Source organism: Streptomyces sp. NBC_00539 (genome assembly GCF_036346105.1).
Lineage (GTDB): Bacteria > Actinomycetota > Actinomycetes > Streptomycetales > Streptomycetaceae > Streptomyces.
Map to the genome: position 1 here is coordinate 2,020,997 of NZ_CP107811.1, position 26,504 is coordinate 2,047,500.

Annotated in this window: 14 protein-coding genes, 1 tRNA gene and 2 rRNA genes (1 of these 17 cut by a window edge); 5 read left to right on the forward strand and 12 right to left on the reverse strand. The window is 70.9% G+C overall.

All coding sequences use genetic code 11. From position 1 onward, the window contains the following. Nucleotides 1–57 precede the first annotated feature (57 nt). The 4 genes from OG861_RS08735 (at nt 58) to OG861_RS08750 (ending at nt 7,225) form a co-directional block, all read left to right on the forward strand. The gene (locus OG861_RS08735) at nt 58–4,650 is read left to right on the forward strand and encodes an ATP-dependent helicase (RefSeq protein ID WP_329198849.1); all 4,593 of its coding nucleotides are present in this window, start codon (nt 58–60) and stop codon (nt 4,648–4,650) included. A gap of 189 nt (nt 4,651–4,839) precedes the next feature. Beyond that, entirely contained in the window at nt 4,840–5,520 is a 681-nt protein-coding gene (locus OG861_RS08740) for a hypothetical protein (RefSeq protein WP_329198848.1), read from the forward strand. A gap of 100 nt (nt 5,521–5,620) precedes the next feature. Then, on the forward strand, nt 5,621–6,424 hold the full coding sequence (locus OG861_RS08745) for an Fpg/Nei family DNA glycosylase (protein ID WP_329198846.1): 804 nt from the start codon (nt 5,621–5,623) through the stop codon (nt 6,422–6,424). Nucleotides 6,425–6,460: 36 nt separating this feature from the next. Beyond that, on the forward strand, nt 6,461–7,225 hold the full coding sequence (locus tag OG861_RS08750; protein WP_329198844.1) for an SDR family NAD(P)-dependent oxidoreductase: 765 nt from the start codon (nt 6,461–6,463) through the stop codon (nt 7,223–7,225). Between the two features lie 432 nt (nt 7,226–7,657). Here OG861_RS08750 and OG861_RS08760 read toward each other — a convergent pair whose 3' ends face one another. The 8 genes from OG861_RS08760 to OG861_RS08795 form a co-directional block, all read right to left on the reverse strand. Continuing rightward, the gene (locus OG861_RS08760) at nt 7,658–8,038 is read right to left on the reverse strand and encodes a helix-turn-helix domain-containing protein (protein ID WP_329198842.1); all 381 of its coding nucleotides are present in this window, start codon (nt 8,036–8,038) and stop codon (nt 7,658–7,660) included. A 109-nt stretch (nt 8,039–8,147) separates the two neighbouring features. Next, a complete protein-coding gene (locus tag OG861_RS08765) occupies nt 8,148–8,648 on the reverse strand; it encodes a CinA family protein (protein ID WP_443056788.1) in 501 nt (166 codons plus the stop codon). Nucleotides 8,649–8,722: 74 nt separating this feature from the next. After that, a complete protein-coding gene (gene pgsA / locus OG861_RS08770; RefSeq protein WP_329198840.1) occupies nt 8,723–9,379 on the reverse strand; it encodes a CDP-diacylglycerol--glycerol-3-phosphate 3-phosphatidyltransferase in 657 nt (218 codons plus the stop codon). Beyond that, nucleotides 9,376–10,863: a 30S ribosomal protein S12 methylthiotransferase RimO gene (rimO, locus tag OG861_RS08775; protein ID WP_329198838.1), complete on the reverse strand. Its 1,488-nt coding sequence runs from the start codon at nt 10,861–10,863 to the stop codon at nt 9,376–9,378. The genes pgsA and rimO overlap by 4 nt, the downstream gene beginning before the upstream one ends. A gap of 113 nt (nt 10,864–10,976) precedes the next feature. Beyond that, nucleotides 10,977–11,864: a helix-turn-helix domain-containing protein gene (locus tag OG861_RS08780; RefSeq protein WP_329198837.1), complete on the reverse strand. Its 888-nt coding sequence runs from the start codon at nt 11,862–11,864 to the stop codon at nt 10,977–10,979. A gap of 263 nt (nt 11,865–12,127) precedes the next feature. Further along, nucleotides 12,128–14,902: a DNA translocase FtsK gene (locus tag OG861_RS08785; RefSeq protein WP_329198835.1), complete on the reverse strand. Its 2,775-nt coding sequence runs from the start codon at nt 14,900–14,902 to the stop codon at nt 12,128–12,130. 157 nt (nt 14,903–15,059) lie between these two features. Continuing rightward, a complete protein-coding gene (locus tag OG861_RS08790) occupies nt 15,060–15,743 on the reverse strand; it encodes a response regulator (protein WP_329198833.1) in 684 nt (227 codons plus the stop codon). Between the two features lie 274 nt (nt 15,744–16,017). Next, nucleotides 16,018–21,552 carry a HAMP domain-containing protein gene (locus OG861_RS08795; RefSeq protein ID WP_329198831.1) on the reverse strand — a complete coding sequence of 1,845 codons (5,535 nt, stop codon included), beginning with the start codon at nt 21,550–21,552 and terminating at the stop codon, nt 16,018–16,020. A 229-nt stretch (nt 21,553–21,781) separates the two neighbouring features. Between OG861_RS08795 and OG861_RS08800 the strand changes: the two genes are divergently transcribed. Beyond that, nucleotides 21,782–24,304: a SpoIIE family protein phosphatase gene (locus OG861_RS08800; RefSeq protein ID WP_329198830.1), complete on the forward strand. Its 2,523-nt coding sequence runs from the start codon at nt 21,782–21,784 to the stop codon at nt 24,302–24,304. A gap of 18 nt (nt 24,305–24,322) precedes the next feature. Here the strand turns inward: OG861_RS08800 and OG861_RS08805 are convergent, their stop codons facing one another. The 4 genes from OG861_RS08805 to OG861_RS08820 form a co-directional block, all read right to left on the reverse strand. Continuing rightward, nucleotides 24,323–24,949, reverse strand: a complete 627-nt coding sequence (locus tag OG861_RS08805; protein WP_329198829.1) for an HdeD family acid-resistance protein — start codon at nt 24,947–24,949, stop codon at nt 24,323–24,325. A gap of 147 nt (nt 24,950–25,096) precedes the next feature. Further along, nucleotides 25,097–25,172: transfer RNA gene (locus tag OG861_RS08810), tRNA-Thr, on the reverse strand. A 5-nt stretch (nt 25,173–25,177) separates the two neighbouring features. After that, nucleotides 25,178–25,294 (reverse strand): 5S ribosomal RNA (gene rrf / locus OG861_RS08815). A 73-nt stretch (nt 25,295–25,367) separates the two neighbouring features. Beyond that, nucleotides 25,368–26,504, reverse strand: a 23S ribosomal RNA gene (locus tag OG861_RS08820); it runs 1,986 nt beyond the window's last position.

Consider the following 26,504-nt stretch of genomic DNA (forward strand, 5'->3'; position numbering starts at 1 on the left):
GTCGGCGCGTTCACGCAGGTCCGGGCGGTTGTCAGTGGCCGGGTGCACGATGGGGGCATGTCCGGTAGCGCGCTCGACTCGTTCTCCCCCGCGACCCGCTCGTGGTTCTCGGGGGCCTTCGTCATGCCCACCTCCGCCCAGGACGGGGCCTGGCGGGCGATCGGCGAGGGGTCCGACGTCCTGGTCGTGGCGCCCACCGGCTCCGGCAAGACCCTGGCCGCCTTCCTCGCGGCCCTCGACCAGCTGGCGTCGACCCCGCCGCCGGCCGAGCCGAAGAAGCGTTGCCGGGTGCTGTACGTGTCGCCGCTCAAGGCCCTGGCCGTCGACGTGGAGCGCAACCTGCGCAGCCCGCTGACCGGCATCCGGCAGGAGTCGGTGCGCCTGGGCCTGCCCGAGCCGGAGATCCGCGTCGGCATCCGCTCCGGTGACACCCCGCCGGCCGAGCGCCGGGCGCTGGTGACGCGGCCGCCGGACATCCTGATCACCACGCCGGAGTCGCTGTTCCTGATGCTGACGTCGGCGGCGCGCGACGCCCTCGCCGGGGTGGAGACGGTGATCCTGGACGAGGTGCATGCCGTCGCGGGCACCAAGCGCGGCGCGCACCTGGCGCTGTCGCTGGAGCGGCTGGACGAGCTGCTTCCCCGCCCGGCGCGCCGGATCGGCCTGTCGGCGACGGTCCGGCCCGTGGACGAGGTGGCCCGGTACCTCGCGCCGCGCGGCAAGGTGGAGATCGTCCAGCCGCCGTCGGCGAAGGAGTTCGACCTGTCGGTGGTCGTCCCGGTCGAGGACATGGGCGAGTTGGGCGGCTCTCCCGCCACGGAGGGCCGGGAGGGCGGGGACAAGCCCTCCATCTGGCCGCATGTGGAGGAGCGGATCGCCGATCTCGTGCAGGCCCACCGGTCCACGATCGTGTTCGCCAACTCCCGGCGCCTCGCGGAGCGCCTGTGCAACCGGCTCAACGAGATCGCGTACGAGCGGGCGATGGGAGAGGAGCTGCCCGAGGGGTCACCGCCGGCCGAGATCATGGCGCAGTCGGGCGCCGCGCAGGGCGCCCCGCCGCTGCTGGCCCGCGCGCACCACGGTTCGGTGTCCAAGGAGCAGCGGGCTCTGGTCGAGGAGGACCTGAAAGCGGGCCGGCTGCCCGCCGTGGTCGCGACGTCCAGCCTGGAGCTGGGCATCGACATGGGCGCGGTGGACCTGGTGGTGCAGGTGGAGTCGCCGCCCTCGGTGGCGTCGGGGCTCCAGCGCGTCGGCAGGGCGGGCCACCAGGTGGGCGCGGTCTCCACGGGCGTCGTGTTCCCCAAGTACCGGGGCGACCTGGTGCAGGCCGCCGTGGTGACCGAGCGGATGCGGACGGGCTCGATCGAGTCCTTGCGCATTCCCTCCAACCCGCTGGACGTCCTCGCCCAGCAGCTGGTCGCGATGACCGCGATGGACACCTGGCAGCTGGACGACCTGCTGGCCCTGGTGCGGCGGGCCGCGCCCTTCGCGGCGCTGCCGGAGTCGGCGTTCACCTCCGTGCTGGACATGCTGGCGGGCCGCTACCCCTCGGACGCGTTCGCCGAGCTCAGGCCCCGTGTCGTATGGGACCGGGTGGCGGGCACCATCACCGGCCGGCCGGGGGCGCAGCGGCTCGCGGTGACCTCGGGCGGCACGATCCCGGACCGGGGCCTCTTCGGCGTCTTCCTCGCGGGGGCCGACCCGAAGAAGGGCGGCGGCCGGGTCGGCGAGCTGGACGAGGAGATGGTGTATGAGTCCCGGGTCGGGGACGTGTTCACCCTGGGCACGAGCTCCTGGCGCATCGAGGACATCACGCGCGACCGCGTCCTGGTCTCACCGGCGCCCGGGGTTCCGGGCCGGCTGCCGTTCTGGAAGGGCGACCAGCTGGGCCGTCCTCTCGAACTGGGCCGGGCGGTCGGTGCGTTCCTGCGCGAGCTCGGCGGGCTCACCGACGAGGACGCCCGGCTGCGGCTGCTGGCGGCCGGGCTCGACGCCTGGGCCGCGGAGAACGTCCTCGCCTACCTCGCCGAGCAGCGCGAGGCCTGCGGTCATGTGCCGGACGACCGGACGATCGTGGTCGAGCGGTTCCGCGACGAGCTCGGCGACTGGCGGGTCGTCGTCCACTCCCCCTTCGGCGCGCAGGTGCACGCCCCGTGGGCGCTGGCCCTCGGCGCCCGCCTCGCCGAGCGGTACGGGATGGACGCGCAGGTGATGCACGCGGACGACGGCATCGTGCTGCGCCTGCCCGACGCGGACCTGCTCTCCATGGACCTGCTCGACCACGATCCGGCGGCGCCCGCGCAGTCCTTCGCGTTCGATGACGAGCAGGCCCCGCTGGGCGCGGCGGACGTCGCCTTCGACCACGGCGACGTCCAGCAGATCGTCACCGACCAGGTGGGCGGCTCGGCCCTGTTCGCCTCCCGGTTCCGCGAGTGCGCGGCGCGCGCCCTGCTGTTGCCGCGCCGCAGTCCGGGCAAGCGCACGCCGCTGTGGCAGCAGCGCCAGCGCGCCTCCCAACTGCTCCAGGTGGCCTCCGAGTTCGGGTCCTTCCCGATCGTCCTGGAAGCCGTACGCGAATGCCTCCAGGACGTCTTCGACGTGCCGGGCCTGACCGAACTGATGGGGGACATCGAGGCGCGCCGGGTCCGGCTGGTCGAGGTCACCACGCCGGAGCCGTCGCCGTTCGCGCGGTCGCTGCTGTTCGGCTACGTCGCCCAGTTCCTGTACGAGGGGGACTCGCCGCTGGCCGAGCGCCGGGCGGCCGCGCTCTCGCTGGACTCCCGGCTGCTGGCGGAGCTGCTCGGCCAGGCGGAACTGCGGGAACTGCTGGACGCCGAGGTGCTGGAGGAACTGGAGCGCGAACTCCAGTGGCTGACCGAGGACCGCCGGGCCAAGGACGCCGAGTCGGTGGCCGACCTGCTGCGCCTGCTGGGCCCGCTCACCGAGGAGGAGTTGTCCGAGCGCGGCGCGCAGCCGTCGTGGGCCGCCGAACTCGGCGCCGCGCGCCGGGCGATCCGGGTCCGGGTGGGCGGCGCCGACCACTGGGCGGCGATCGAGGACGCGGGGCGGCTGCGGGACGCGCTGGGCACCGCGCTGCCCGTCGGGGTCCCGGAGGCCTTCACGGAACCGGTCAAGGACCCGCTCGGCGACCTCCTCGCCCGGTACGCCCGCACCCACGGGCCGTTCACCACCACCGCCGTGGCCGCCCGCTTCGGGCTGGGCGCGGCGGTCACCGAAGGCGCCCTGCACCGGCTGGCGGCGGCGGGCCGGGTGGTGCAGGGCGAGTTCCACCCGGCGGGCATCGGGCAGGAGTGGTGCGACGCCGCGGTGCTGCGCAGGCTGCGCCGCCGTTCTCTGGCGGCCCTGCGCCAGGAGCTGGAGCCGGTGCCGCCGGCCTCCCTGGCCACCTTCCTGCCCCAGTGGCAGCACCTGGGCGGCGCCCTGCGCGGGATCGACGGCCTGGCCCGGGCGATCGAGCAGCTCCAGGGGGCCCCGGTGCCGGCCTCCGCCCTGGAACGCCTGATCCTGCCCTCACGGGTCTCGGGCTACTCCCCCGCCCTGCTGGACGAGCTGACCACCACGGGGGAGGTGGTCTGGGCCGGGGCCGGCGCCCTCCCCGGCAAGGACGGCTGGCTCTCGCTCTACCTCGCGGAGGCGGCGCCCCTGCTCCTGCCACCGCCGCATCCGCTGGAGACGACCCCGCTGCACCAGGCCGTCCTCGACGCCCTCTCGGGCGGCTACGGCCTGTTCTTCCGCCAGCTCGTGGAGTCGGTCCGGGCGAAGTGGCCTGAGGCTTCCGAACTCCAGCTGTCCGAGGCGCTCTGGGACCTGGCCTGGTCGGGGCGGCTGACCAACGACACCCTGGCCCCGTTGCGCTCCCTGCTGGGATCGGGCCGCACCGCCGGCGCCACCGCGCACCGGGCGCGGCGCACGGTCCCGCGCGGCCGCTACGGAACCCTGAGCGCGGCGGCCTCCCGGACCGGCCCGCCCACGGTCTCGGGCCGCTGGTCGCTGCTGCCCGGCCAGGCCCCGGACCCGACGCACCGGGCGCACGCCCTGGCCCGGACCCTGCTGGACCGGCACGGTGTGGTGACCCGCGGCGCGGTGGCGGCGGAAGGGGTGGAGGGCGGGTTCAGCGCCGTCTACCGCGTCCTGTCCGCCTTCGAGGACAGCGGCCAGGCCCGCCGGGGGTACGTGGTCGAGGGACTGGGCGCGGCCCAGTTCGCGATGGACGGCGCGGTGGACCGGTTGCGGGCGGCGGAGCGGACGCCGCCCCCGCTGGCCGCGGTGGTGCTGGCCGCCGCCGACCCGGCGAACGCGTACGGCGCGGCCCTGCCCTGGCCGGAGCCCCCGGCCGGGGCCACGCACAAGCCGGGCCGCAAGGCGGGCTCCCTGGTGGTGCTGGTCGACGGGGAACTCGTCCTCTACCTGGAGCGCGGCGGCAAGACCCTGCTGGCGTGGCCCCCGCCGGAGGATCCCCGCCTGGAGGCGGCCGTCTCGTCCCTGGCCGCGGGCTGCCGCGCGGGCAAGGTCCCGCCCCTGACGGTCGAACGGATCAACGCGGCCGCCGCCCTGACCTCCTCCCTGGGCCGTTCGCTGGAGGCAGCCGGCTTCCACGCCACCCCCCGCGGCCTGCGCCTGCGCCCGTGACTGCCCGGTTCCGTCCCGCGTGACCGCCCGGTTCCGTCCCGACCATCGCGCTTACGTTGCGCTTATGTCCTGAGCACGTCACGAAGCGCGCCAGGAGCGGATCAGCCCGTTCCCCCGCCCCTAAGATCACCACCAGGCATCGGGTTGACGATGCGCAGTCAAACGTACAGTCCATGGGGGACACCAGAAGTGAGCACCACAGCCATGCGCAGGACCGCACTCGGCACCATCGGCCTGGCGGTCACCGCCACCCTGACGCTGAGCGGCTGCAAGAGCGGCAACGAAGACGCGCCCCCGGCGGCGCCCAGCTCGCCCGCGAGCAGTCCCGCCCAGTCCGGCGCGGCCGAGAGCCCCAGCGCCGCCGCGAGCCCGTCGGCAGCCGCAAGTGAGGCGCCCGCAGGCGCCGCGGGCACGGCCAAGCCCGGCCAGAGCTTCAAGATCGGCCAGACGGCGACGGTCCCGTTCACCTACGGCAGCACCCAGGGCACGATCGCCCTCACCGTCACCTCCATCGAGCAGGGCCAGGCGGCGGACCTCGACTCCCTCAAGCTCGGCGACAAGGTGAAGGGGATGGTGCCCTACTACATCCACTACACCGTCAAGAACGTCGGCACCACCGACCTCGCGTACTCCTCGGTCGGCCACATCAAGGGCCTGCTCCCGGACGGCGGCGAGGCGAACGGCGTCTCGGTCATCGGCAAGTTCGAGAAGTGCAAGGACGATGCGCTTCCCAAGGGGTTCACCAACGGCCAGTCGCAGACCAACTGCGCGATCGCCATGGCCCCCTCGGCCCAGGTGAAGATCACCGGAGCCGAGTACTGGGGCGAGCCGTACAGCACGGTGGGCAACAAGGCCCTCACCTGGAAGTGACCCGCCGCCGCGCCCTCCCGGCCCCCGCGTAGGACACCCGGCCGCGGGGGCGCCGGCTGTCGCCCGTCCGGCGCGAGCCCGGGCGGGCGACAATGGGACCATGCCCGAAGGAGACAGCGTCTGGCGCGCCGCGGCCCGGTTGCACGCGGCCCTGGCCGGGCGGGAGATCACCCGCAGCGACCTGCGCGTCGCGCGCCTGGCCACCGTGGACCTCACCGGCCGCACCACCTTGAACGTGATCCCGCGCGGAAAGCACCTGCTCACCCGCATCGACGGCGACGGCGGCCTCACCCTCCACAGCCACCTGCGCATGGACGGCGCCTGGCACGTCTTCCCCGCCGGGCGGAAGTGGCACGGCGGCCCCGACTACGAGATCCGCGCCATCTTGGGTACCGCCTGCGACACCGCCGTCGGCTACCGCCTCCCCGTCCTGGAACTCCTGCGCACCGCCGACGAGGACAAGGTCGTCGGCCACCTGGGACCCGACCTCCTCGGCCCCGACTGGGACGCGGACAAGGCCGCGGCGAACCTGCTCGCCACCCCCGAACGCCCCCTCGGCGAAGCCCTGCTGGACCAGCGCAACCTCGCGGGCATCGGCAACGTGTACATGTGCGAGCTCTGCTTCCTCGCCCAGGTCACCCCGTGGACCGCGGTCGGCGCCCTTGCGGATCCCGAGGTCACCGCCGTCCGCCTGGCCGGCGCCGCGCAGCGCCTCCTCGCGGCCAACCTCGGCGCCGGCGAGACCCGCAACACCACCGGCAGCCGCCGCCGGGGCCAGGCCCTCTTCGTCTACGGGCGCGCCCCGCGCCCCTGCCTGCGCTGCGGCACCCCGGTACGCCGGGTCGTGAAGGAGGACCGCCCCACGTACTGGTGCCCCCGCTGCCAATCCGGGCCCACACCGTAGTTGACGCCCCGTCAGCTACGGTCGTACGGTCCCGGCATGCCCACAGCCCCGTACGACCTCACCGGCCGCACCGCGCTCGTCACCGGCGCCGCCAGCGGGATCGGCCGCGCCACCGCCGTGCTCCTCGCCCGGGCCGGCGCGGCCGTGCACTGCGCCGACCGCGACGCGACCGGCCTGCGCGAGACCGCCCGCCTGGTGTGCGAAGCAGGCGGCAAGGCCACCGTCCACACCCTCGACGTGACCGACCGTGCCGCGCTGCGGGCCGCCGTCGCGGCCGCGGGCCCGCTCGACATCACCGCCGCCATCGCCGGGATCATGCACTCCAGCAGCGTCCTGGACACCACCGACGAGGACCTCGACCGGGTCCTGGACGTCAATTTCAAGGGCGTCCTGCGCACCTGCCAGGAGGCCGTCCGCGCCATGATCACCGCCGGACGTCCCGGTTCGGTGATCACCATGGCCTCCGGCGCCGTGGACGCCGCCCAGCCGGGCCTGCTCTGCTACAGCGTCGCCAAAGCGGCCGTCGTCCAGCTGACCAAGACCCTCGCGACCGAGACCGGCCCACACGGCATCCGCGTCAACGCCGTCGCGCCGGGATGGATCCGCACCCCCATGACGGGCCGCCACAGTGCCGAGGAACGGGAGCGGACCGAGGCGGCGATGATCCGGATGTCGCCGCTGCGCCGGGTCGGGGAGCCCGAGGACATCGCCCAAGCGGTGCTCTACCTCGCCTCCGACGCCTCGTCCTTCATGACGGGCCAGATCCTCCGCCCGAACGGCGGAGTATCGATGCCCTGGTGACCGGCGCCCTCGTGGCCGCCGCCCGAGGGCGCCTGCGCCCCGGACCGGGCACGCAGTGCACGGGGAGCAGCCCCAGCCCCCATCCGCCGACGGCCACCGCGCCCTCCATGGGCCCCGCGTCCGCGGGCTCCAGCGACAGCCGCAGCACGGCCCACCACCAGAGCACTCCGGCCGTCAGCACGACGGGTATGAGTAACAACCGCACGGCCGCCTCCCAGGAAGGCCGGAATCCGGACGGCCCCATCCTCCCGCACCGCCCTCGCCGCCGCACCCAGAACACCGAGGAGCCCCGGCACACCGAGGAGCGCCGGCACGCCGAGGGCCCCAGCACCCCGACGGGCCCCGGCACGGCAAGGAGCCCCGTCCGGTGCCTCACGCACCGGCCGGGGCTCCGGCCACACTCATACGCGCTTCACGCGCTCGCGCTCGCCTTCACGCGGCTACGACGTTCACCGCTTCCACGGGCGCCTTGATGGTCACCCGCTCCGTGGTACCCGCGACCGAGGCCACGGACACCGAATTGAGCATCGGGCGCACCGGTGCCGGCACCGGTTCGCTTGCCGTGGCCGACTGCGCAAGCTCCGCCAGCGACAGTTCGTCACTGACTTCGCGCATCAGCTCGGACATCCGTACGTCCAACGCGTCGCAGATCGCGGAGAGCAGCTCGGAGGATGCCTCCTTCTGCCCCCGCTCCACCTCGGAGAGATAGCCGAGCGAAACTCGGGCGGACGAGGAGACTTCGCGCAGAGTACGGCCCTGGCGCTGGCGCTGCCGACGCAGCACGTCACCCAGCAGGCGACGGAGCAGAATCATCGGTGGCTCCCTCCTCTGACCGTGTAGCCGTAACCTTCACGCCCCACCGTACCGCCTCGCGCCGCGGCCGTGCGGGGAGCTATGTCGTGTTCACTCAGGGCTGCAAACATCAAATCCCCCCGTTCTGTTCCGTATCCTGCCCCCGCAGATTCTCGCGGAGTTCGCTCGAAAGGAGTTCGAGCACTGTCCGTGCGCTCTCCCTACGGATTTCCGTCCGGGAGCCGTTCAACCGCAGCCGGGCCGTTTTCCTGCCCCCCGGACCGGCCACGGCGACGAAAACGGTGCCCACCGGCTGCCCGTCCTGGGGGTCCGGACCGGCCACCCCGGTCGTCGCGATCCCCCACGAAGCCCCCAGCGCCCGGCGCACCCCCGCCGCCATCTCCTCCGCGACCTGCGCGTTCACCGCGCCTTCGGCCGCCAGCAGCTCCGCGTCCACTCCCAGGAGCCGGTGCTTGAGCTCGGTCGCGTACGCGGTCACCGAGCCGCGGAAGGATTTCGAGGCACCCGGCACGGCCGTCAGTTCCGCGGCGACCAGACCGCCGGTCAGCGACTCCGCCACGGCGAGCGTCTGGTCACTCTGCGCAAGCAGCCCGAGTACGGCCCCGGACAGTTGTGCGATCGAGTCCGGCGCGGTGAGACGTCCCGCGGCTCCACCCGCCTCCGGAAAATCACCCGCCGCTCGCGTCACTGCGCGGCCCGCTCCGCGGCCAGTCCCCTGCGGCGCAGGACGACGGCCTGGCGGATGTAGTCCAAACCGGTGACCACGGTCAGCACGACGGCGACCGCCATCACCCAGAACCGCAGGGTCGCCAGCGGGCCGGTGAGGGCGAGCACGTACATGCCGACCGCCGTCCCCTGGGCGAGGGTCTTGAGCTTGCCGCCCCGGCTGGCCGGAATGACTCCGTACCGGATGACCCAGAAACGCAGGAGGGTGATCCCCAGTTCCCGCCCGAGGATCACCCCGGTCACCCACCAGGGCAGGTCACCCAGCCACGAGAGACAGATGAGCGCCGAGCCCATGATCGCCTTGTCGGCGATGGGGTCGGCGATCTTCCCGAAGTCGGTGACGAGGTTGTACGTCCGGGCGAGGTGCCCGTCGAAGATGTCCGTGATCATGGCGACGGCGAAGGCCGCCCACGCCAGCGCCCGCCAGACGGGGTCGTAGCCCCCGTCGGCGAGCAGCAGCAGGACGAATCCCGGCACGAGCACGAGCCGGATCATCGTCAGGATGTTGGCGATGTTCCACAGGCTGGCCTGATTGACGGCCGCGGTCCCGAGCCCCGCGCCGGGCGAGGGCCGGCGGCCGGTCCCGCCCGCCGCAGGTGCCGGGACTCCGGTCATCCGGCCGCCTCCTCAAGATCCAGGCCCAGGGGCTCGGCCACCAGGTCCACACCCAGCGTGCCGACGACCTTCGCCGTCACCATACGGCCGGGCACCAGACCGGTGCTGTCCGTGAAGACCACCTGGCCGTCCGTCTCGGGCGCCTGGTGGGCTGCGCGCCCGTAGGCGCCCTCGCCGTCCTCGTCGATGTCCTCCACGGTCTCGACGAGTACCTCCAGGGTCTCCCCGATCCGCTCTTCCGCACGCTGGGAGGTCAGCTCCTCCGCGAGCCGCTGCATGTGCGCGAGCCGCTCGGCGATGGTCTCCGCGTCCAGCTTGTTCTCGTAGCCGACGGCCTCGGTGCCGTCCTCGTCCGAGTAGCCGAAGACGCCGATGGCGTCGAGCCGCGCGTGGGTGAGGAAACGCTCCAGCTCGGCGAAGTCCGCTTCGCTCTCGCCGGGGAAGCCGACGATGAAGTTGGACCGCACGCCGGCCAGCGGGGCCTTGCCGCGGATGGTGTCGAGCAGTTCGAGGAACCGGTCGGTGTCACCGAAGCGGCGCATCGCGCGCAGCACGTCGGGGGCCGAGTGCTGGAACGACAGGTCGAAGTAGGGCACGACCTTCGGCGTCGAGGTGAGGACGTCGATCAGGCCGGGCCGCATCTCGGCGGGCTGGAGGTAGCTGACGCGGACGCGCTCGATGCCGTCCACCTCGGCCAGCTCGGGCAGCAGCGTCTCCAGCAGCCGGATGTCGCCGAGGTCCTTGCCGTACGAGGTGTTGTTCTCGGAGACCAGCATGATCTCCTTGACGCCCTGCTCGGCGAGCCAGCGCGTCTCGCCCAGCACGTCGCTGGGGCGGCGGGAGATGAACGAGCCGCGGAAGGACGGGATGGCGCAGAAGGAGCAGCGCCGGTCGCAGCCGGAGGCGAGCTTGACCGAGGCGACCGGGCTCTTGTCCAGGCGGCGGCGCAGGGGCGCGCGCGGACCGGAGGCGGGCGCGAGGCCCTCGGGCAGGTCCGCGGGGGCCTCGGCGGGCTCCTGGGCGTGTCCGGGCAGGGCCACCTCGGCGTCCTGGCGGGCGGCGGGGCTGATCGGCAGCAGCTTGCGCCGGTCGCGCGGGGTGTGGGAGGCGTGGATGCCGCCGTTCAGGATGGTCTGGAGGCGGTCGGAGATGTCGGCGTAGTCGTCGAAGCCGAGCACGCCGTCGGCCTCGGGGAGCGCTTCGGCGAGTTCCTTGCCGTAGCGCTCGGCCATACAGCCGACGGCGACGACGGCCTGGGTCTTGCCGTGATCCTTGAGATCGTTGGCTTCCAGGAGGGCGTCGACGGAATCCTTTTTGGCGGCTTCGACGAAGCCGCAGGTGTTGACGACGGCTACGTCCGCATCGGCGGCGTCCTCGACGAGCTCCCAGCCATCCGCCGCCAAGCGGCCTGCGAGCTCCTCCGAGTCCACCTCGTTACGGGCGCAGCCAAGAGTGACAAGGGCGACGGTACGGCGTTCGGGCATGGACTCAAGACTACTTCGTCCCGGCGCCGGCCCCTGCCCCACGTCCCCCTTGCAAGATCCCCGGGAGGCCGGCAGGGCCTCCCGGGGATCCGGAACTGCATGGTCCGCGCTGGTCAGCCTGCCTGGGCCTGGCCCTGACGCGGGTCGTCCTTGGTGTAGGTGAGCCGTTCGACCTGCCCCGGCTGGAACTGGTCCTTGATCTCCTTGCCGTTCACGAACAGCTTGACGACCCCGGCGTCGCCGAGTACGAGGTCGATGGACTCCTTGTCGGTGAACGTCTTGGACTCGCCCAGGGCGAGCGTCCCGTCGAACAGCGACCGGCCGCTGTGGTCCTTCGCGGAGATCCAGCTCTCTCCGTCGTTGGCCGTCAGGACGACCGTGACGAGGTCCTTGGGCGCGGCGGCGATGGCGCTGTCGGAGGGCGTCGGCTTGGGCTTCGGCTGCTGCTGGGGCGCGGCCGGTTTGCCCGCCGGCTTGGGCGCGGCCGAGGCGCCGGAACCTTCCGCCAGGGGCCGGCTCCCCTTGCTGTCGCCGTCGCCGCCGAAGGCCGTGAAGCCCACGAACCCGATGACGGCGACGATCGCGGCGACCATGGCCGCCGTCCAGTTCGGCCGCTGCCGCTCGGGACGGATGCGTTCGGCTTCGAACATCGGCGCGGGAGGAGTGGGGGCCGGACGGCCGCCGTGGGCCGCGTCGTAGGCCTCGACCAGAGGTGCCGGATCGAGGTGGACGGCGCGGGCGAGCGTGCGGATGTGACCGCGGGCGTAGACGTCGCCGCCACACCGCGTGAAATCGTCTTCTTCGATCGCGTGCACGATCGGGATGCGCACGCGGGTGGTGGAACTGACCTCGTCGACGGTGAGCCCGGCGGCGATCCGGGCCTTCTTGAGGGCCGTCCCGATGGACGGTCCTTCGACGGTGCGTTCGACGAGACGGTCCTCGGACCGGTCGTCGGTCGAAGGCCGCTCTTCTTCGGGGGATTTGGCGTTGCCGATGGACACGAGGGCGCCTTTCGAGCGTGTAGCCACCTGCTGGATTCCCAGTCTAGGGGGGTGACGAAAGGGTGGAGCAACCGGAGGGGTGGAGTCCCTAGGCCATCCGAATGGCAATCGGGTCTCCGGCTGGTGCGAAGCCGGTTCGGCGGCCCCGCGCCGGAGCGCGGTGTCCGCCACTTCCTCAACTTGACGCTCGGCCAGGGGAAACGGTTGCCCGCAGGACCCTTACGACTGGTGCTCCCCGCCTTTACGACTGGTGCTCCCGGCCCTTACGGCTGGTCCTCCCCGCGGATGACCGCCAGCACCCCGTCCAGTTCGTCCGGCTTCACCAGCACGTCGCGCGCCTTCGAACCTTCGCTCGGGCCGACGACGCCCCGCGATTCCATCAGGTCCATGAGACGGCCCGCCTTCGCGAAGCCGACGCGCAGCTTGCGCTGGAGCATCGAGGTGGAGCCGAACTGGGTGGTGACCACCAGTTCCGCCGCCTGGCACAGCAGGTCCAGGTCGTCGCCGATCTCCTCGTCGATCTCCTTCTTCTGCTTCTGGCCGACGGTGACGTCCTCGCGGAAGACGGGCGCCATCTGGTCCTTGCAGTGCTGCACGATCCCGGCGATCTCCTCCTCGGTGACGAACGCGCCCTGGAGGCGGACCGGCTTGTTCGCGCCCATCGGCAGGAACAGCCCGTCACCCTTGCCGATCAGCTTCTCCGCGCCGGGCTGGTCGAGGATGACCCGGCTGTCGGCGAGCGAGGAGGTGGCGAACGCGAGCCGCGAGGGCACGTTCGCCTTGATCAGGCCGGTGACCACGTCCACCGAGGGCCGCTGGGTGGCGAGCACCAGGTGGATGCCGGCCGCGCGGGCCAGCTGGGTGATGCGCACGATCGAGTCCTCGACGTCGCGCGGGGCCACCATCATCAGGTCGGCGAGCTCGTCCACGATCACCAGCAGGTACGGGTACGGGCTCAGCTCCCGCTCGCTGCCCGGCGGCAGCGTAATCTTGCCGTCCCGGATCGCCTGGTTGAAGTCGTCGATGTGCCGGTAGCCGAAGGCCGCGAGGTCGTCGTAGCGCAGGTCCATCTCCCGCACGACCCACTGGAGCGCCTCGGCGGCCCGCTTCGGGTTGGTGATGATCGGGGTGATCAGGTGCGGGATGCCCTCGTAGGCGGTCAGCTCGACCCGCTTGGGGTCGACCAGGACCATCCGGACGTCCTCCGGGGTGGCCCGGACCATCACCGAGGTGATCAGGCAGTTGATGCAGGAGGACTTGCCGGAGCCGGTGGCGCCGGCGACCAGTACGTGCGGCATCTTCGCGAGGTTGGCCATGACGTAGCCGCCCTCGACGTCCTTGCCCAGCGCCACCAGCATGGGGTGGTCGTCCTCGGCGGCGTCCGCGAGACGCAGGACGTCACCGAGGTTGACCATCTCCCGGTCGGTGTTGGGGATCTCGATGCCGACCGCCGACTTGCCCGGGATCGGGCTGATGATCCGCACGTCCGGCGAGGCGACGGCGTACGCGATGTTCTTGGCCAGGGCGGTGATCCGCTCGACCTTCACGGCCGCGCCGAGCGTCACCTCGTAGCGGGTGACCGTCGGACCGCGGGTGAAGCCGGTGACCTGCGCGTCGACCTTGAACTCGGTGAACACGTTGGTCAGCGAGGCCACCACCGCGTCGTTGGCGGCGCTTCGGGTCTTGCCGGGGCCGCCGCGCTCCAGCAGGTCCAGCGAGGGCAGTGCGTACGTGATGTCCCCGCGCAACTGCAGCTGCTCGGCCCGGGCCGGCAGGGGTTCGCTGCGCGGCGGGGCCTTGGTGAGGTCCGGCACGGACAGGGTGCCGGAGGCCGCGGCGGTGTTGTCGTGCGGTCCGGCAGCCTGGGCGGCGGGCCCGGCCGCAGCCGGGCGTTCCTCCCGCGCGGGCGGCACCGGGGTGGTGACCTCCACCTCCCCGTGCTCGCGCTGGGCGGTGATCCCGTGCGTGAGGTCGGCGACCACCGGGGAGGGCGGCAGCCCGCCGTAGACCACCCCGTCCAGCGCGGCGGCGGCCGCCGCGGCGACGTCGACCGCGTCCATCTCCCGGTCCATCGCGGGCCGGGACGCGCTCGGGCGCGGCTTGCGCCGCCGGGCGAGCGCCTCCTCCTCGGCGGTGCCGGCCGGGTCGGCGGCCGCGGCCCGGGCCTGCCAGCGCGCCGGGTCGTGCCGGTCCGGCCGGTCCTGGGGGGCCGCGCCCGCCGGCTGTCCGAAATCCTCGTCGTACTCGTTCGGCTGGATCAGCCCGAGCCGGATCCCGAGCCGCCGCAGCCGCTGCGGGATGGCGTTGACGGGGGTGGCGGTGACCACCAGCAGCCCGAAGACCGTGAGGAGGACCAGCATCGGTACGGCCAGCGGCGCACCCATGGTGAAGATCAGCGGCTTCGAGGCGGACCAGCCGATGAGGCCGCCCGCGTCCTGCATCGCGGTGGTGCCCTCGCCGCGCCCGGGCGCCCCGCAGGCGATGTGTACGAGCCCCAGCATACCGATGACCAGGGCGGACAGGCCGATGCCGATCCGGCCGTTGGCGTCGGTCTGCTCGGGGTGGCGGATGAAGCGCACCGCCATCACGCCGAGCAGTATCGGCACGAGCAGGTCGAGGCGCCCGAACGCACCGGTGACCAGCATGGTGACCAGATCCCCGACGGGCCCGCTCAGGTTCGACCAGGTTCCGGCAGCGACGATCAGCGCCAGGGCGAGCAGCAGCAGCGCGACGCCGTCCTTGCGGTGGGCGGGGTCGAGGTTCTTGGCGCCCCGGCCGACGCTGCGGAAGACGGACCCGACCGCATGCGCGATGCCGAGCCACACGAAGCGCACCAGCCGCACCACGCCCCCGGTCGGGGACGGTGCGGGCTTGGCGGCGGCCTTCTTCACGGGCGCGCGCCTGACCGGCGCGGCCTTCTTGGCCGCGGGCTTGCGCGCGGGAGCCGCTTTCTTCGCCGGCGCGGTCGTACGCCCGGTGCGGCTCTTCGCGGCGCCCGCCGCGCTCTGGGAACCCTTGCCGGACGTACTTGAGGCCATGCGCCCGAGGTTACCGGTGCGCACGCCGGTGGACACGCGTGCCCACCCCTTCACCCGTTCGTGTCGCCCGGGGCCGTGACGGTCCGCCACACCTGACGCACCGCCAGCAGGCCCACAACGGGCGCCCGTAGGCGGGGGCCCGCTGCCCGCGGAGTGCTCAGCCCTGGAGGGGCAGTACGGCCGCCCCGCCGCCGGCCCCCGGTTCCAGCGCGTCCAGCGCCCTGCGCAGGCCGGTGAGCTTGCGCTCCAGGTGGGCCGCGGTCGCCACGACCGACGCGTCGGCCGCTTCCTCGCCGAGTTGCTTGGTCAGCGCCTCCGCCTGCTCCTCCACCGCCGCGAGCCGTGCGGACAGCTCGGCCAGCAGCCCGGGCGTCTCCTTGCCGGTGTCCACACCGCCCGAACCGCCGCCCTCCAGCTGGAGCCGCAGCAGCGACGCCTGCTCGCGCAGCTGGCAGTTCTTCGTGTAGAGCTCCACGAAGACCGAGACCTTGGCACGCAGCACCCACGGGTCGAACGGTTTCGAGATGTAGTCCACCGCGCCCGCCGCGTAGCCGCGGAAGGTGTGGTGCGGACCGTGGTTGATCGCGGTGAGGAAGATGATCGGGATGTCCCGGGTCCGTTCCCGCCGCTTGATGTGTGCGGCCGTCTCGAAACCGTCCATGCCCGGCATCTGGACATCCAGCAGGATGACCGCGAAATCGTCCGTCAGCAGCGCCTTGAGCGCTTCCTCTCCCGACGACGCCCTGACCAGTGTCTGATCGAGCGCGGAGAGGATGGCCTCCAGCGCCAGCAGATTCTCCGGCCTGTCGTCGACCAGGAGGATCTTGGCCTTCTGCACCATGCCCTGTCCTCCTCGCCCCGGCATGGGGCCTCCCCGGCTCCTGGCACCGGCCTGTTCGCCGGGCCCCGCCCCAGAGGACGGCATCCTTGCGCCGTCCGTCCTTGTGCCGGTCATCGTAGCCCCAGTCCCGAGATCGCCACACCCTGTCACCAGGATGTCACTGTGCACGAAGCAGAAACGGTGTGGGAGAGCAGAAGGTTCCCCGTATGCCGCCCTTCCACACCGGTTCCGCCACACTGAGTCAGCAATTGGTATCCGCGGACTCCCGAAATGATCACTTCCCTCGCATCCACTGTTCCATCACGGACAGCAGGTAATCGGGTTCCACCGGCTTGGTGACGTAATCGGAAGCACCGGAGTCGATCGCCTTCTCCCGGTCCCCCTGCATCGCCTTCGCCGTCAGCGCGATGATCGGCAGCCCGGCGAACTGCGGCATCCGCCGGATCGCCGAGGTCGTCGCGTACCCGTCCATCTCCGGCATCATGATGTCCATCAGTACGACCGTCACATCGTCGTGCTGCTCCAGGACTTCGATGCCCTCCCGGCCGTTCTCCGCGTACAGCACGGCCAGTCCGTGCTGCTCCAGCACACTGGTCAGCGCGAACACGTTGCGCACGTCGTCATCCACGATGAGCACCTTCTCGCCGTGGAAGTCGTACGTCCGCGGCACCGGCGGAAGGTCCTCGAGCTCACCGCCCCAACCGCTGCCGTCGCCCTGCGCGTCGTGCTGGCCGGGCACCGCCGTACGCGGCTCCCGGTCGCTCAGCGACTTGCGCCGCCGCCGGAACAGCGCGGCCGGACCGCCCTGCCCCTGCGCGGGCCGGTCCCCCTCGGCCGCCGGCAGCGCCGGACGCCGCTCGCCCGGCTCGACCGCCGGTGCGGGTACGGCGGCCGGGGCCGCCGTCGCCTCGGGCCGCGCCTCCTCGGCCGGCCGGCGGTACTCACCGCGCGCACCGCCGGGCGTCGGCGCGGCGTACCCCTGGGGCGGCAACTCGCTCGGGTGCAGCGGCAGGTACAGCGTGAAGGTCGATCCCCGGCCGGGCTCGCTCGCCGCGTGGATCTCCCCGCCGAGCAGCCGGGCGATCTCCCGGCTGATGGACAGGCCCAGTCCCGTACCGCCGTACTTCCGGCTCGTGGTCCCGTCGGCCTGTTTGAACGCCTCGAAGATCACCAGCATCTTGCTCGCCGCGATCCCGATCCCGGTGTCCGTCACCGAGAACGCGATCAGATCGGCGTCGGCGTCGCGCAGCGAACCCGCCTCCAGCAGCTGCTCCCGGATCGCCGAGGGCACGTCCGCCCCGGCCGGCCGGATCACCAGCTCCACGGCGCCGCCGTCGGTGAACTTCACCGCGTTCGACAGCAGGTTGCGCAATACCTGCAACAGCCGCTGCTCATCGGTGTGCAGGGTCGCGGGCAGCTCCGGCGAGACCCGTACCGAGAAGTCCAGGCCCTTCTCCGCGGTGAGCGGCCGGAAGGTGGCCTCCACGTAGTCCACCAGCTGCACCAACGCGATCCGCGTCGGCGAGACGTCCATCTTGCCCGCCTCGACCTTCGACAGGTCCAGGATGTCGTTGATCAGCTGCAGCAGGTCCGAGCCCGCCCCGTGGATGGTCTCGGCGAACTCCACCTGCTTCGGCGAAAGGTTCCCGTCCGCGTTGTCCGCCAGCAGCTTCGCCAGGATCAGCAGCGAGTTGAGCGGCGTACGCAGCTCGTGCGACATGTTCGCCAGGAACTCGGACTTGTACCGCATCGACACCGCGAGCTGCTCGGCGCGCTCCTCCAGGACCTGCCGCGCCTCCTCGATCTCCGTGTTCTTGACCTCGATGTCCCGGTTCTGACGGGCCAGCAGCTCCGCCTTCTCCTCCAGCTCCGCGTTGGCGGCCTGGAGCGCCTTCTGCCGGTTCTCCAGCTCGTCGGAGCGCTCGCGCAGCTGCTCGGTCATCTCCTGCGACTGCTTGAGGAGGACCTCCGTCTTGGAGTTGACGCTGATGGTGTTGACGCTCGTACCGATCATCTCGGCGATCTGGCTGAGGAAGTCCTTCTGGATCTGCGTGAAGGGGGTGAAGGACGCCAGCTCGATGACACCGAGCACCTTCCCCTCGAAGAGCACCGGCAGCACGATCACGTGCGCCGGCGGAGCCTCGCCGAGTCCGGAGGAGATCTTGAGGTAGCCGGGCGGGGTGTTCTCCACCAGGATCGTGCGCTTCTCCTCGGCGACCGTCCCGATCAGCCCCTCGCCGGGCCGGAAGGAGATCGGCATCTGCCCGCCCGCGTACGCGTAACTGCCGCGCATCCGCAGCTCGTACGAGCCGTCCCCGCCGCCGTCCGTCCCGATCTCGGTGCTGCCCCCGGTCGGCAGGGCCAGGAAGAAGGCGCCGTGCTGCGCGGAGACCACCGGGGTCAGCTCGCTCATGATCAGCGAGGCGACGTCGTCCAGCTCGCGCCGGCCCTGCATGAGGGCGGAGATGCGGGCCAGGTTGCCCTTGAGCCAGTCCTGCTCCTTGTTGGCCAAGGTGGTGTCGCGCAGGTTGGCGATCATCGTGTTGATGTTGTCCTGGAGGACCTGGATCTCGCCCGACGCGTCCACGTCGATCTTGAGGTTCAGGTCGCCGCGGGTCACCGCCGTGGCCACCGCCGCGATCGCGCGCACCTGCCGGGTCAGGTTCCCGGCCATCTCGTTCACGGACTCGGTCAGGTCCCGCCAGGTGCCGTCGACGTCACGGACGCGGGCCTGGCCGCCCAGGATGCCTTCCGTGCCCACCTCGCGGGCGACGCGGGTCACCTGGTCGGCGAACGACGACAGCTGGTCGACCATCGTGTTGATGGTGGTCTTGAGCTCCAGGATCTCGCCCCGGGCATCGATGTCGATCTTCTTGGTCATGTCGCCCTTGGCGATGGCGGTCGTGACCATGGCGATCTGCCGCACCTGACCGGTGAGGTTGGAGGCCATGAAGTTCACCGAGTCGGTGAGGTCCTTCCACGTCCCGGAAACGCCCGGCACGTGTGCCTGACCGCCGAGGCGGCCCTCCGTACCCACCTCGCGGGCCACGCGCGTGACCTCATCCGCGAAGGACGAAAGGGTATTCACCATCGTGTTGACGGTGTCCGCGAGCTGCGCGACCTCGCCGCGCGCCTCCACGGTGACCTTCTTCGTCAGGTCGCCGTTGGCGACCGCCGCCGAGACCTGCGCGATCCCGCGCACCTGCGCCGTCAGGTTCCCGGCCATGGTGTTGACGTTGTCGCTCAGGTCCTTCCAGATGCCGGTGACCCCGCGCACCCGCGCCTGACCGCCGAGGATGCCCTCGGTGCCCACCTCGCGCGCGACCCTCGTCACCTGCTCCGCGAACGAGGACAGCTGGTCCACCATCGTGTTGACCGTGGTGACCAGCTCCAGGATCTCGCCCTTGGCGTCGACCGTGATCTTCTTGGAGAGGTCGCCCATCGCGACCGCCGTCGTCACCTCGGCGATGTTGCGGACCTGCGAGGTCAGGTTGTTCGCCATGAAGTTGACGGACTGCGTGAGGTCCTTCCAGGTGCCGGAGACGCCCTTGACCTCGGCCTGACCTCCCAGGATCCCCTCCGTACCCACCTCGCGGGCCACCCGGGTCACCTGCTCCGCGAAGTTCGACAGCTGGTCGACCATCGTGTTGAGGGTGTTCTTGAGCTCCAGGATCTCGCCCCGGGCATCCACGTCGATCTTCTGCGACAGGTCACCGCGCGCCACCGCCGTCGCGACCTGCGCGATGTTGCGCACCTGCGAGGTCAGGTTCCCGGCCATGCCGTTGACGGAATCCGTCAGGTCACGCCACACGCCGGCCACCCCGGGCACCTGCGCCTGACCGCCCAGGCGACCCTCGGTACCCACGTCGCGGGCGACGCGGGTCACCTGCTCGGCGAAGGCGGAGAGCTGGTCGACCATCGTGTTGATGGTGTTCTTGAGCTCCAGGATCTCGCCCCGGGCATCCACGTCGATCTTCTGCGACAGGTCACCGCGCGCCACCGCCGTCGTCACCTGCGCGATCTGGCGCACCTGCGAGGTCAGGTTCCCGGCCATGAAATTGACGGAGTCGGTGAGCTCCTTCCAGGTGCCGGACACCCCCTCCACCCGGGCCTGGCCGCCCAGGCGGCCCTCCGTACCCACGTCCCGCGCCATCCGCGTGACCTGGTCCGCGAACGAGGACAGCTGGTCCACCATCGTGTTCACGGTGTTCTTGAGCTGGAGCATCTCGCCGGAGACGTCCACCGTGACCTTCTGCGACAGGTCGCCGTTGGCCACCGCCGTCGTCACCTGCGCGATGTTGCGGACCTGGCCGGTGAGGTTGCGGAAGGCGGTGTTCACCGAATCGGTGAGGTCCTTCCAGGTACCGGCCGCCCCGGGCACCTGGGCCTGACCGCCCAGCTCACCCTCCACCCCGACCTCACGGGCCACACGGGTCACCTCGGCACCGAAGGACTGGAGCTGGTCCACCATCGTGTTGACGGTGTTCTTGAGCTCCAGCATCTCGCCGGCCACATCGACCGTGACCTTCTGCGACAGGTCGCCGTTGGCCACCGCCGTCGTCACGGTCGCGATGTCCCGCACCTGGGTCGTGAGGTTGCGGAAGACCGTGTTCACCGAATCGGTGAGGTCCTTCCAGGTACCGGCCGCGCCCGGCACCTGCGCCTGACCGCCGAGCGTTCCCTTGGCCCCGACCTCGCTCGCCACGCGCGTGACCTCGTCCGCGAACGTCCGCAGGGTCTCGGTCATCTGGTTGATCGTCTCGGCCAGCTGCGCGACCTCGCCGCGCGCGCTGACCCGTACCTTCTGCGACAGGTCGCCATTGGCGACCGCTGTCGTGACCTGCGCGATCCCCCGCACCTGGGCCGTCAGGTTCCCGGCCATCGTGTTGACGGAGTCGGTCAGGTCCTTCCACACACCCGCGACGCCGGGCACCTTCGCCTGGCCGCCCAGCTCACCCTCCGTACCCACCTCGCGGGCGACCCTGGTCACCTCGGAGGAGAAAGAGGACAGCTGGTCCACCATCGTGTTCACGGTGTTCTTGAGCTGGAGCATCTCGCCGGCCACGTGCACCGTGACCTTGCGCGAGAGATCGCCCTTCGCGACCGCCGTCGTCACGAGGGCGATGTCACGCACCTGGGCGGTGAGCCGGTACGCCATCGTGTTGACGGAGTCGGTCAGGTCCTTCCAGGAACCGGACATGCCCCGCACCTGCGCCTGGCCGCCGAGCTTGCCCTCGGTACCCACCTCCAGCGCCACCCGGGTGACCTCGTCGGTGAACGCCGACAGCTGGTCGACCAGGTTGTTGACCGTCCGCCCGACCTTGAGGAACTCCCCGCGCAGCGGATGCCCGGCCCCGTCGGCGGTCTGTGTCCGCAGGTCCATCCGCTGGTCCAGGTCGCCCTCGGCGACCGCCGACAGCACCCGGCCCACCTCGGACACCGGCCGGGCCAGATCGTCCACGAGCTGGTTCGAGGCATCGATCGCGGCCGCCCAGGACCCCTCACAGGCACCTGTTTCCAGCCGTTCGCTGAGCTTGCCCTCGCGGCCCACCATCCGCCGCACCCGCGACAGCTCCCCGGTCAGGTGGAGATTGCGGTCGGCGACCTCGTTGTAGACGGCGGCGACCTCCGCCATCACGCCCTCGCCGGACACCGTCAGCCGCTTGCGGAAATTGCCGTCCCGCATCGACACCAGGGCCGTGAGCAGACGGTTCAGAGCGGCGGTATCGACCTCCGTCGTACCGTTCCGCCGGGACCGCCCGCCCTTCGCGCGCGTCCCCGTACGCCGCACCGCTGCGCCAGACTCCACCGTGTCCCTCCCGAAAGGGTCGACCACTGTTCCACCGAAACCCGGCGAGTCAAACGCCCGGCTAGACCATCCTGCCCAGTGTTTCACCCTGGCCGAACCCGGCCATAACACTTCGGCACCATTGCACACCGGCCGCACTCCCCGGGTGGAATCCCCTACGACGGCACCATGCGGACCGCGAAGGTAAGTAACCTGGCACCCGAATGTCCCACCGCGTCGAAGGAGTCTTGTGATCACGGCACGGGCGGCTGCCAGTTTCGATCCCCTAGGGCGCTCTGTCGCCGGGGCCCGCGCGTTCGTCCGCGATACCCTCCAGGGCTGGGGCTTCGCGGACATCGTCGACGACGCCGTCGTGCTCACCAGCGAGCTCGTCACCAACGCCGTGGTGCACGCCGGAACCCAGGCCGAAGTGCTGTGCCTGCGCACCGAGGGCGGCGTACGCGTCGAGGTCGCCGACCGGTACCCGGAGCGGGAGCTCCCGCTCCAGCCCCCCGGCGAACGCCCCTACGCCGACCCGGACCGCGAGAACGGCCGCGGCCTCATGCTCTGCGCCGCGCTCGCCACCCGCTGGGGAGTCGAGTACACGGGCACGCACAAACACGTGTGGTTCCGCCTCGACCTCCCGGACCGTCCGGTCGGTACCCGCTCCGCCGGACCGGTCGTCCCCGACCAGCTGCTCCCCCTCGCCGACAGCCGCGTCCGCGTCGCCGTCATCCAGATCGACGCCTCCGACTCCGTCTCCGCCTGGAACGAGGACGCCGAGCACATCTTCGGCCACACCGCGGAGAAGGTCCTCGGCCGCCCGCTCGCCGAACTCGCCGCCTGGCCCCAGACCCCCGGCACCGGAACCGGCATCGCCGAAGCCCTCCGGCTGTCGAGGTGGGAGGGCAGCTACGGCATCCGCGGCGCCGACGGCCGGGTCATCCCCGTTTACGCCTCACACCTGCGGGTACGCGACGCCCACGGCGAGCCGTCCATCGTCTGCCTCCTGGTCCACGACGACGAACGCGCCCTCCTCCAGACCCCCGCGCGGATCCCCTCCGACGCAGGCCAGCTCACCGAAGCCCGCCCCGCGGACCCCTTCGAGGTGTTCATCGGCTCCCCCGCCCCCGACGACCTGGACGGACTGCTCCAGCGCACCGTCGAGCGGGCCCGCGACATGCTCGACGCCGACGCCGCCTTCCTGCTCCTCGCCACCGACGACGAGACCGAACTCGAAGTCCGCGCGACCACGGGCCTGCCCTCCACCCGCCAGCGCTTCGCCCGCGTCCCCGTCGAAGCGGGCACCAACCGGTACGGCTCGGCCCGCATGCCCGCCGTCCACGACGACCTCGTCGCCGTCCCCGGCGCCGTCCCGCTCCTGGAATCCACCGGCATGCGCTCCGTGGTCACCGTCCCCCTCAAGGTCGAAGGCCGCCTCACCGGCTCACTCGGCGTCTCCGCCGAGAGCCCGGGCCGCTACTCCAACGAAGACGCCCTGCGCCTGCAGTTCGCCGCCGACCGGATCGCGCTCGCCGTCGAATCCGCCCGCCTCGGCGAGCTGGAACGCCTGCGCCGCGGCTCCCTCTCCTTCCTCGTCGAAGCCTCCGACCTGCTCGCCGGCACCCTCGACCGGGACCAGACCCTGGCCCTGATGGCGCAGATGACCGTCCCCACCCTGGCCACCTGGTGCGCCGTCTACACCATCGCCGACCAGACCTCGGACCCGTACCTCTCCTACGTACTGCACGAGGACGAGGAACGCATCGACGGACTCAAGGCCCTGCTCTCCCGCGTCAGCCCGCCCGAACCGCTGCGCGAGGCCGGCGCCCGCCCCTGGCCGGAATCCGCCGCCGCGGTCGGCGGGGAGACCGTCGTCCTCCCCCTCCTGGCCCGCAACCGCGTCATCGGCATGCTCACGCTCGGCAAACCGTCCGAGGAACACTTCCGCCAGGAGATCCTGGAACTCGCGGACGACCTCTCCCGCCGGGCCGCCCTGGCCCTGGACAACGCACGCCTCTACTCCGAGCGCACCGCCATCAGCCGCTCCCTCCAGCGCAGCCTCCTGCCGCCCGGCTCCCCCGCCATCCCCGGCATCGAGGTCGAGGTCATCTACCGCGCGGCCGGCGAGGGCAACGAGGTGGGCGGCGACTTCTACGACGTCTTCCCCATCCGCCCCGGCGTCTACGGCTTCGCCATCGGCGACGTGTGCGGTACGGGCCCGGAAGCGGCCGCCGTCACCGGCCTCGCCCGGCACGCCCTGCGCCTGCTGGCCCGCGAAGGCCTCGGCGGCCCGGCGGTGCTGGAACGCCTCAACGCCGCGATCCTCGACGAGGGCGCCCGCAGCCGCTTCCTCACCCTCCTGTACGGCGAGCTCCACCCCCAGCCGGACGGCGGCGCGCTCATGAAGGTCGTCTGCGCCGGCCACCCGCTCCCGCTGCGCCTGCGCCCGGACGGCGAGGTCATCCCCGCCGCCGAACCCCAGCCGCTGCTCGGCGTCATGGACGACCTCGACCTCTACGAGCAGACCCTCACCCTGGACCCGGGCGACGTCCTGCTCTGCGTCACGGACGGCGTGACCGAACGCCGCGAGGGCACCCGCATGCTCGGCGACGACGGCCTCGCGGAAGTCCTCACCACCTGTACGGGCCTCACCGCCGGCGCCGTCGCCGCCCGCATCCTGCGCGCGGTCGAACGCTTCGCGGCCGAACCCGCCTCCGACGACATGGCGATCCTGGCCTTCCGCGTTCCCCAGCCGCGCGAGGGCGCCTAGTCACGCGCGGCCGGGGGTTCACGCCGAAGGTTCACGCCGGGGCGCGGATCTGTTGCTGCGGGTGGCGGACCGCAGGGCGAAGGCCAGCACCACTTCGAAGACGCCGAGCAGGACGAGCCACAGCCCCAGCAGTCGGGTGAGGGCGACCGCGGAGTCGACCGGGAAGCAGAGCACCACGATCCCGGCGACGGTGCCGAGCGCGCCCAGGCCGAAGAACAGGCCCCGGTGGGCGATGCCCCGGTCAGCGATGGCGACGTACGCCGTGAGCACTCCGGTCAACAGCCAGAACACCCCGAGGATCAGGGACAGCGCACCGATGGTCTGCATCGGATGCCTCAGTACGAGAACGCCCGCCAGCAACGCCAGCAAGGCGACCAGTACGCCGGCCAGCCGGCCCCCGCCCTCCTGGCCGTGCGAAAAGGCCGTGACGAAGCGGAAGACTCCTGCCGCCAGGAGTTGCAGACCGATGATGACGGCCAGGATGTGCAGCGTCTCATGGGGCCATACCAGGACCAGAATGCCCGGGATCAGGGTCGCGAGGGCGAAGCCGAGCGCCCAGCGCCACGACGCTCCGACTTGCTTGAGGACGTCTTCCGGGTCGCTCTGTGTGTGCCGCGGTGCCGCCGCGTCGGGGGGAAAGGTCATCACGCCTCCCAGGCAGGCCGGACGGCCCCCAGGACACGTCGAAGCCGCCGGTCGTACCTGTCTTGCCCTTCAAAACCACCTTAACCAGGGCCGGTGCAACCCGCCAACGCAAAAAGGCCCCCGCCAAATGGCGGGGGCCTTTTCTGTTGGAGCCCTTTAACGGAATCGAACCGTTGACCTTCTCCTTACCATGGAGACGCTCTACCGACTGAGCTAAAAGGGCGGGTTGTTCGGCGGCGTCCTACTCTCCCACAGGGTCCCCCCTGCAGTACCATCGGCGCTGAAAGGCTTAGCTTCCGGGTTCGGAATGTAACCGGGCGTTTCCCTAACGCTATGACCACCGAAACACTATGAAGTTGACCAACCGGATGACAACACGGTCGTTACTTCAGAACTAACACAGTGGACGCGAGCAACCGAGGACAAGCCCTCGGCCTATTAGTACCAGTCAGCTCCACCCGTTACCGGGCTTCCACATCTGGCCTATCAACCCAGTCGTCTACTGGGAGCCTTACCCTCTCAAGGAGGTGGGAATACTCATCTTGAAGCAGGCTTCCCGCTTAGATGCTTTCAGCGGTTATCCCTCCCGAACGTAGCCAACCAGCCATGCCCTTGGCAGGACAACTGGCACACCAGAGGTTCGTCCGTCCCGGTCCTCTCGTACTAGGGACAGCCCTTCTCAATATTCCTACGCGCACAGCGGATAGGGACCGAACTGTCTCACGACGTTCTAAACCCAGCTCGCGTACCGCTTTAATGGGCGAACAGCCCAACCCTTGGGACCGACTCCAGCCCCAGGATGCGACGAGCCGACATCGAGGTGCCAAACCATCCCGTCGATATGGACTCTTGGGGAAGATCAGCCTGTTATCCCCGGGGTACCTTTTATCCGTTGAGCGACGGCGCTTCCACAAGCCACCGCCGGATCACTAGTCCCGACTTTCGTCCCTGCTCGACCCGTCGGTCTCACAGTCAAGCTCCCTTGTGCACTTACACTCAACACCTGATTGCCAACCAGGCTGAGGGAACCTTTGGGCGCCTCCGTTACTCTTTGGGAGGCAACCGCCCCAGTTAAACTACCCATCAGACACTGTCCCTGATCCGGATCACGGACCGAGGTTAGACATCCAGCACGACCAGAGTGGTATTTCAACGGCGACTCCACCATGACTGGCGTCACGGCTTCAAAGTCTCCCACCTATCCTACACAAGCCGAACCGAACACCAATATCAAACTGTAGTAAAGGTCCCGGGGTCTTTCCGTCCTGCTGCGCGAAACGAGCATCTTTACTCGTAGTGCAATTTCACCGGGCCTATGGTTGAGACAGTCGAGAAGTCGTTACGCCATTCGTGCAGGTCGGAACTTACCCGACAAGGAATTTCGCTACCTTAGGATGGTTATAGTTACCACCGCCGTTTACTGGCGCTTAAGTTCTCAGCTTCGCACGCCCGAAAGCGCACTAACCGGTCCCCTTAACGTTCCAGCACCGGGCAGGCGTCAGTCCGTATACATCGCCTTACGGCTTCGCACGGACCTGTGTTTTTAGTAAACAGT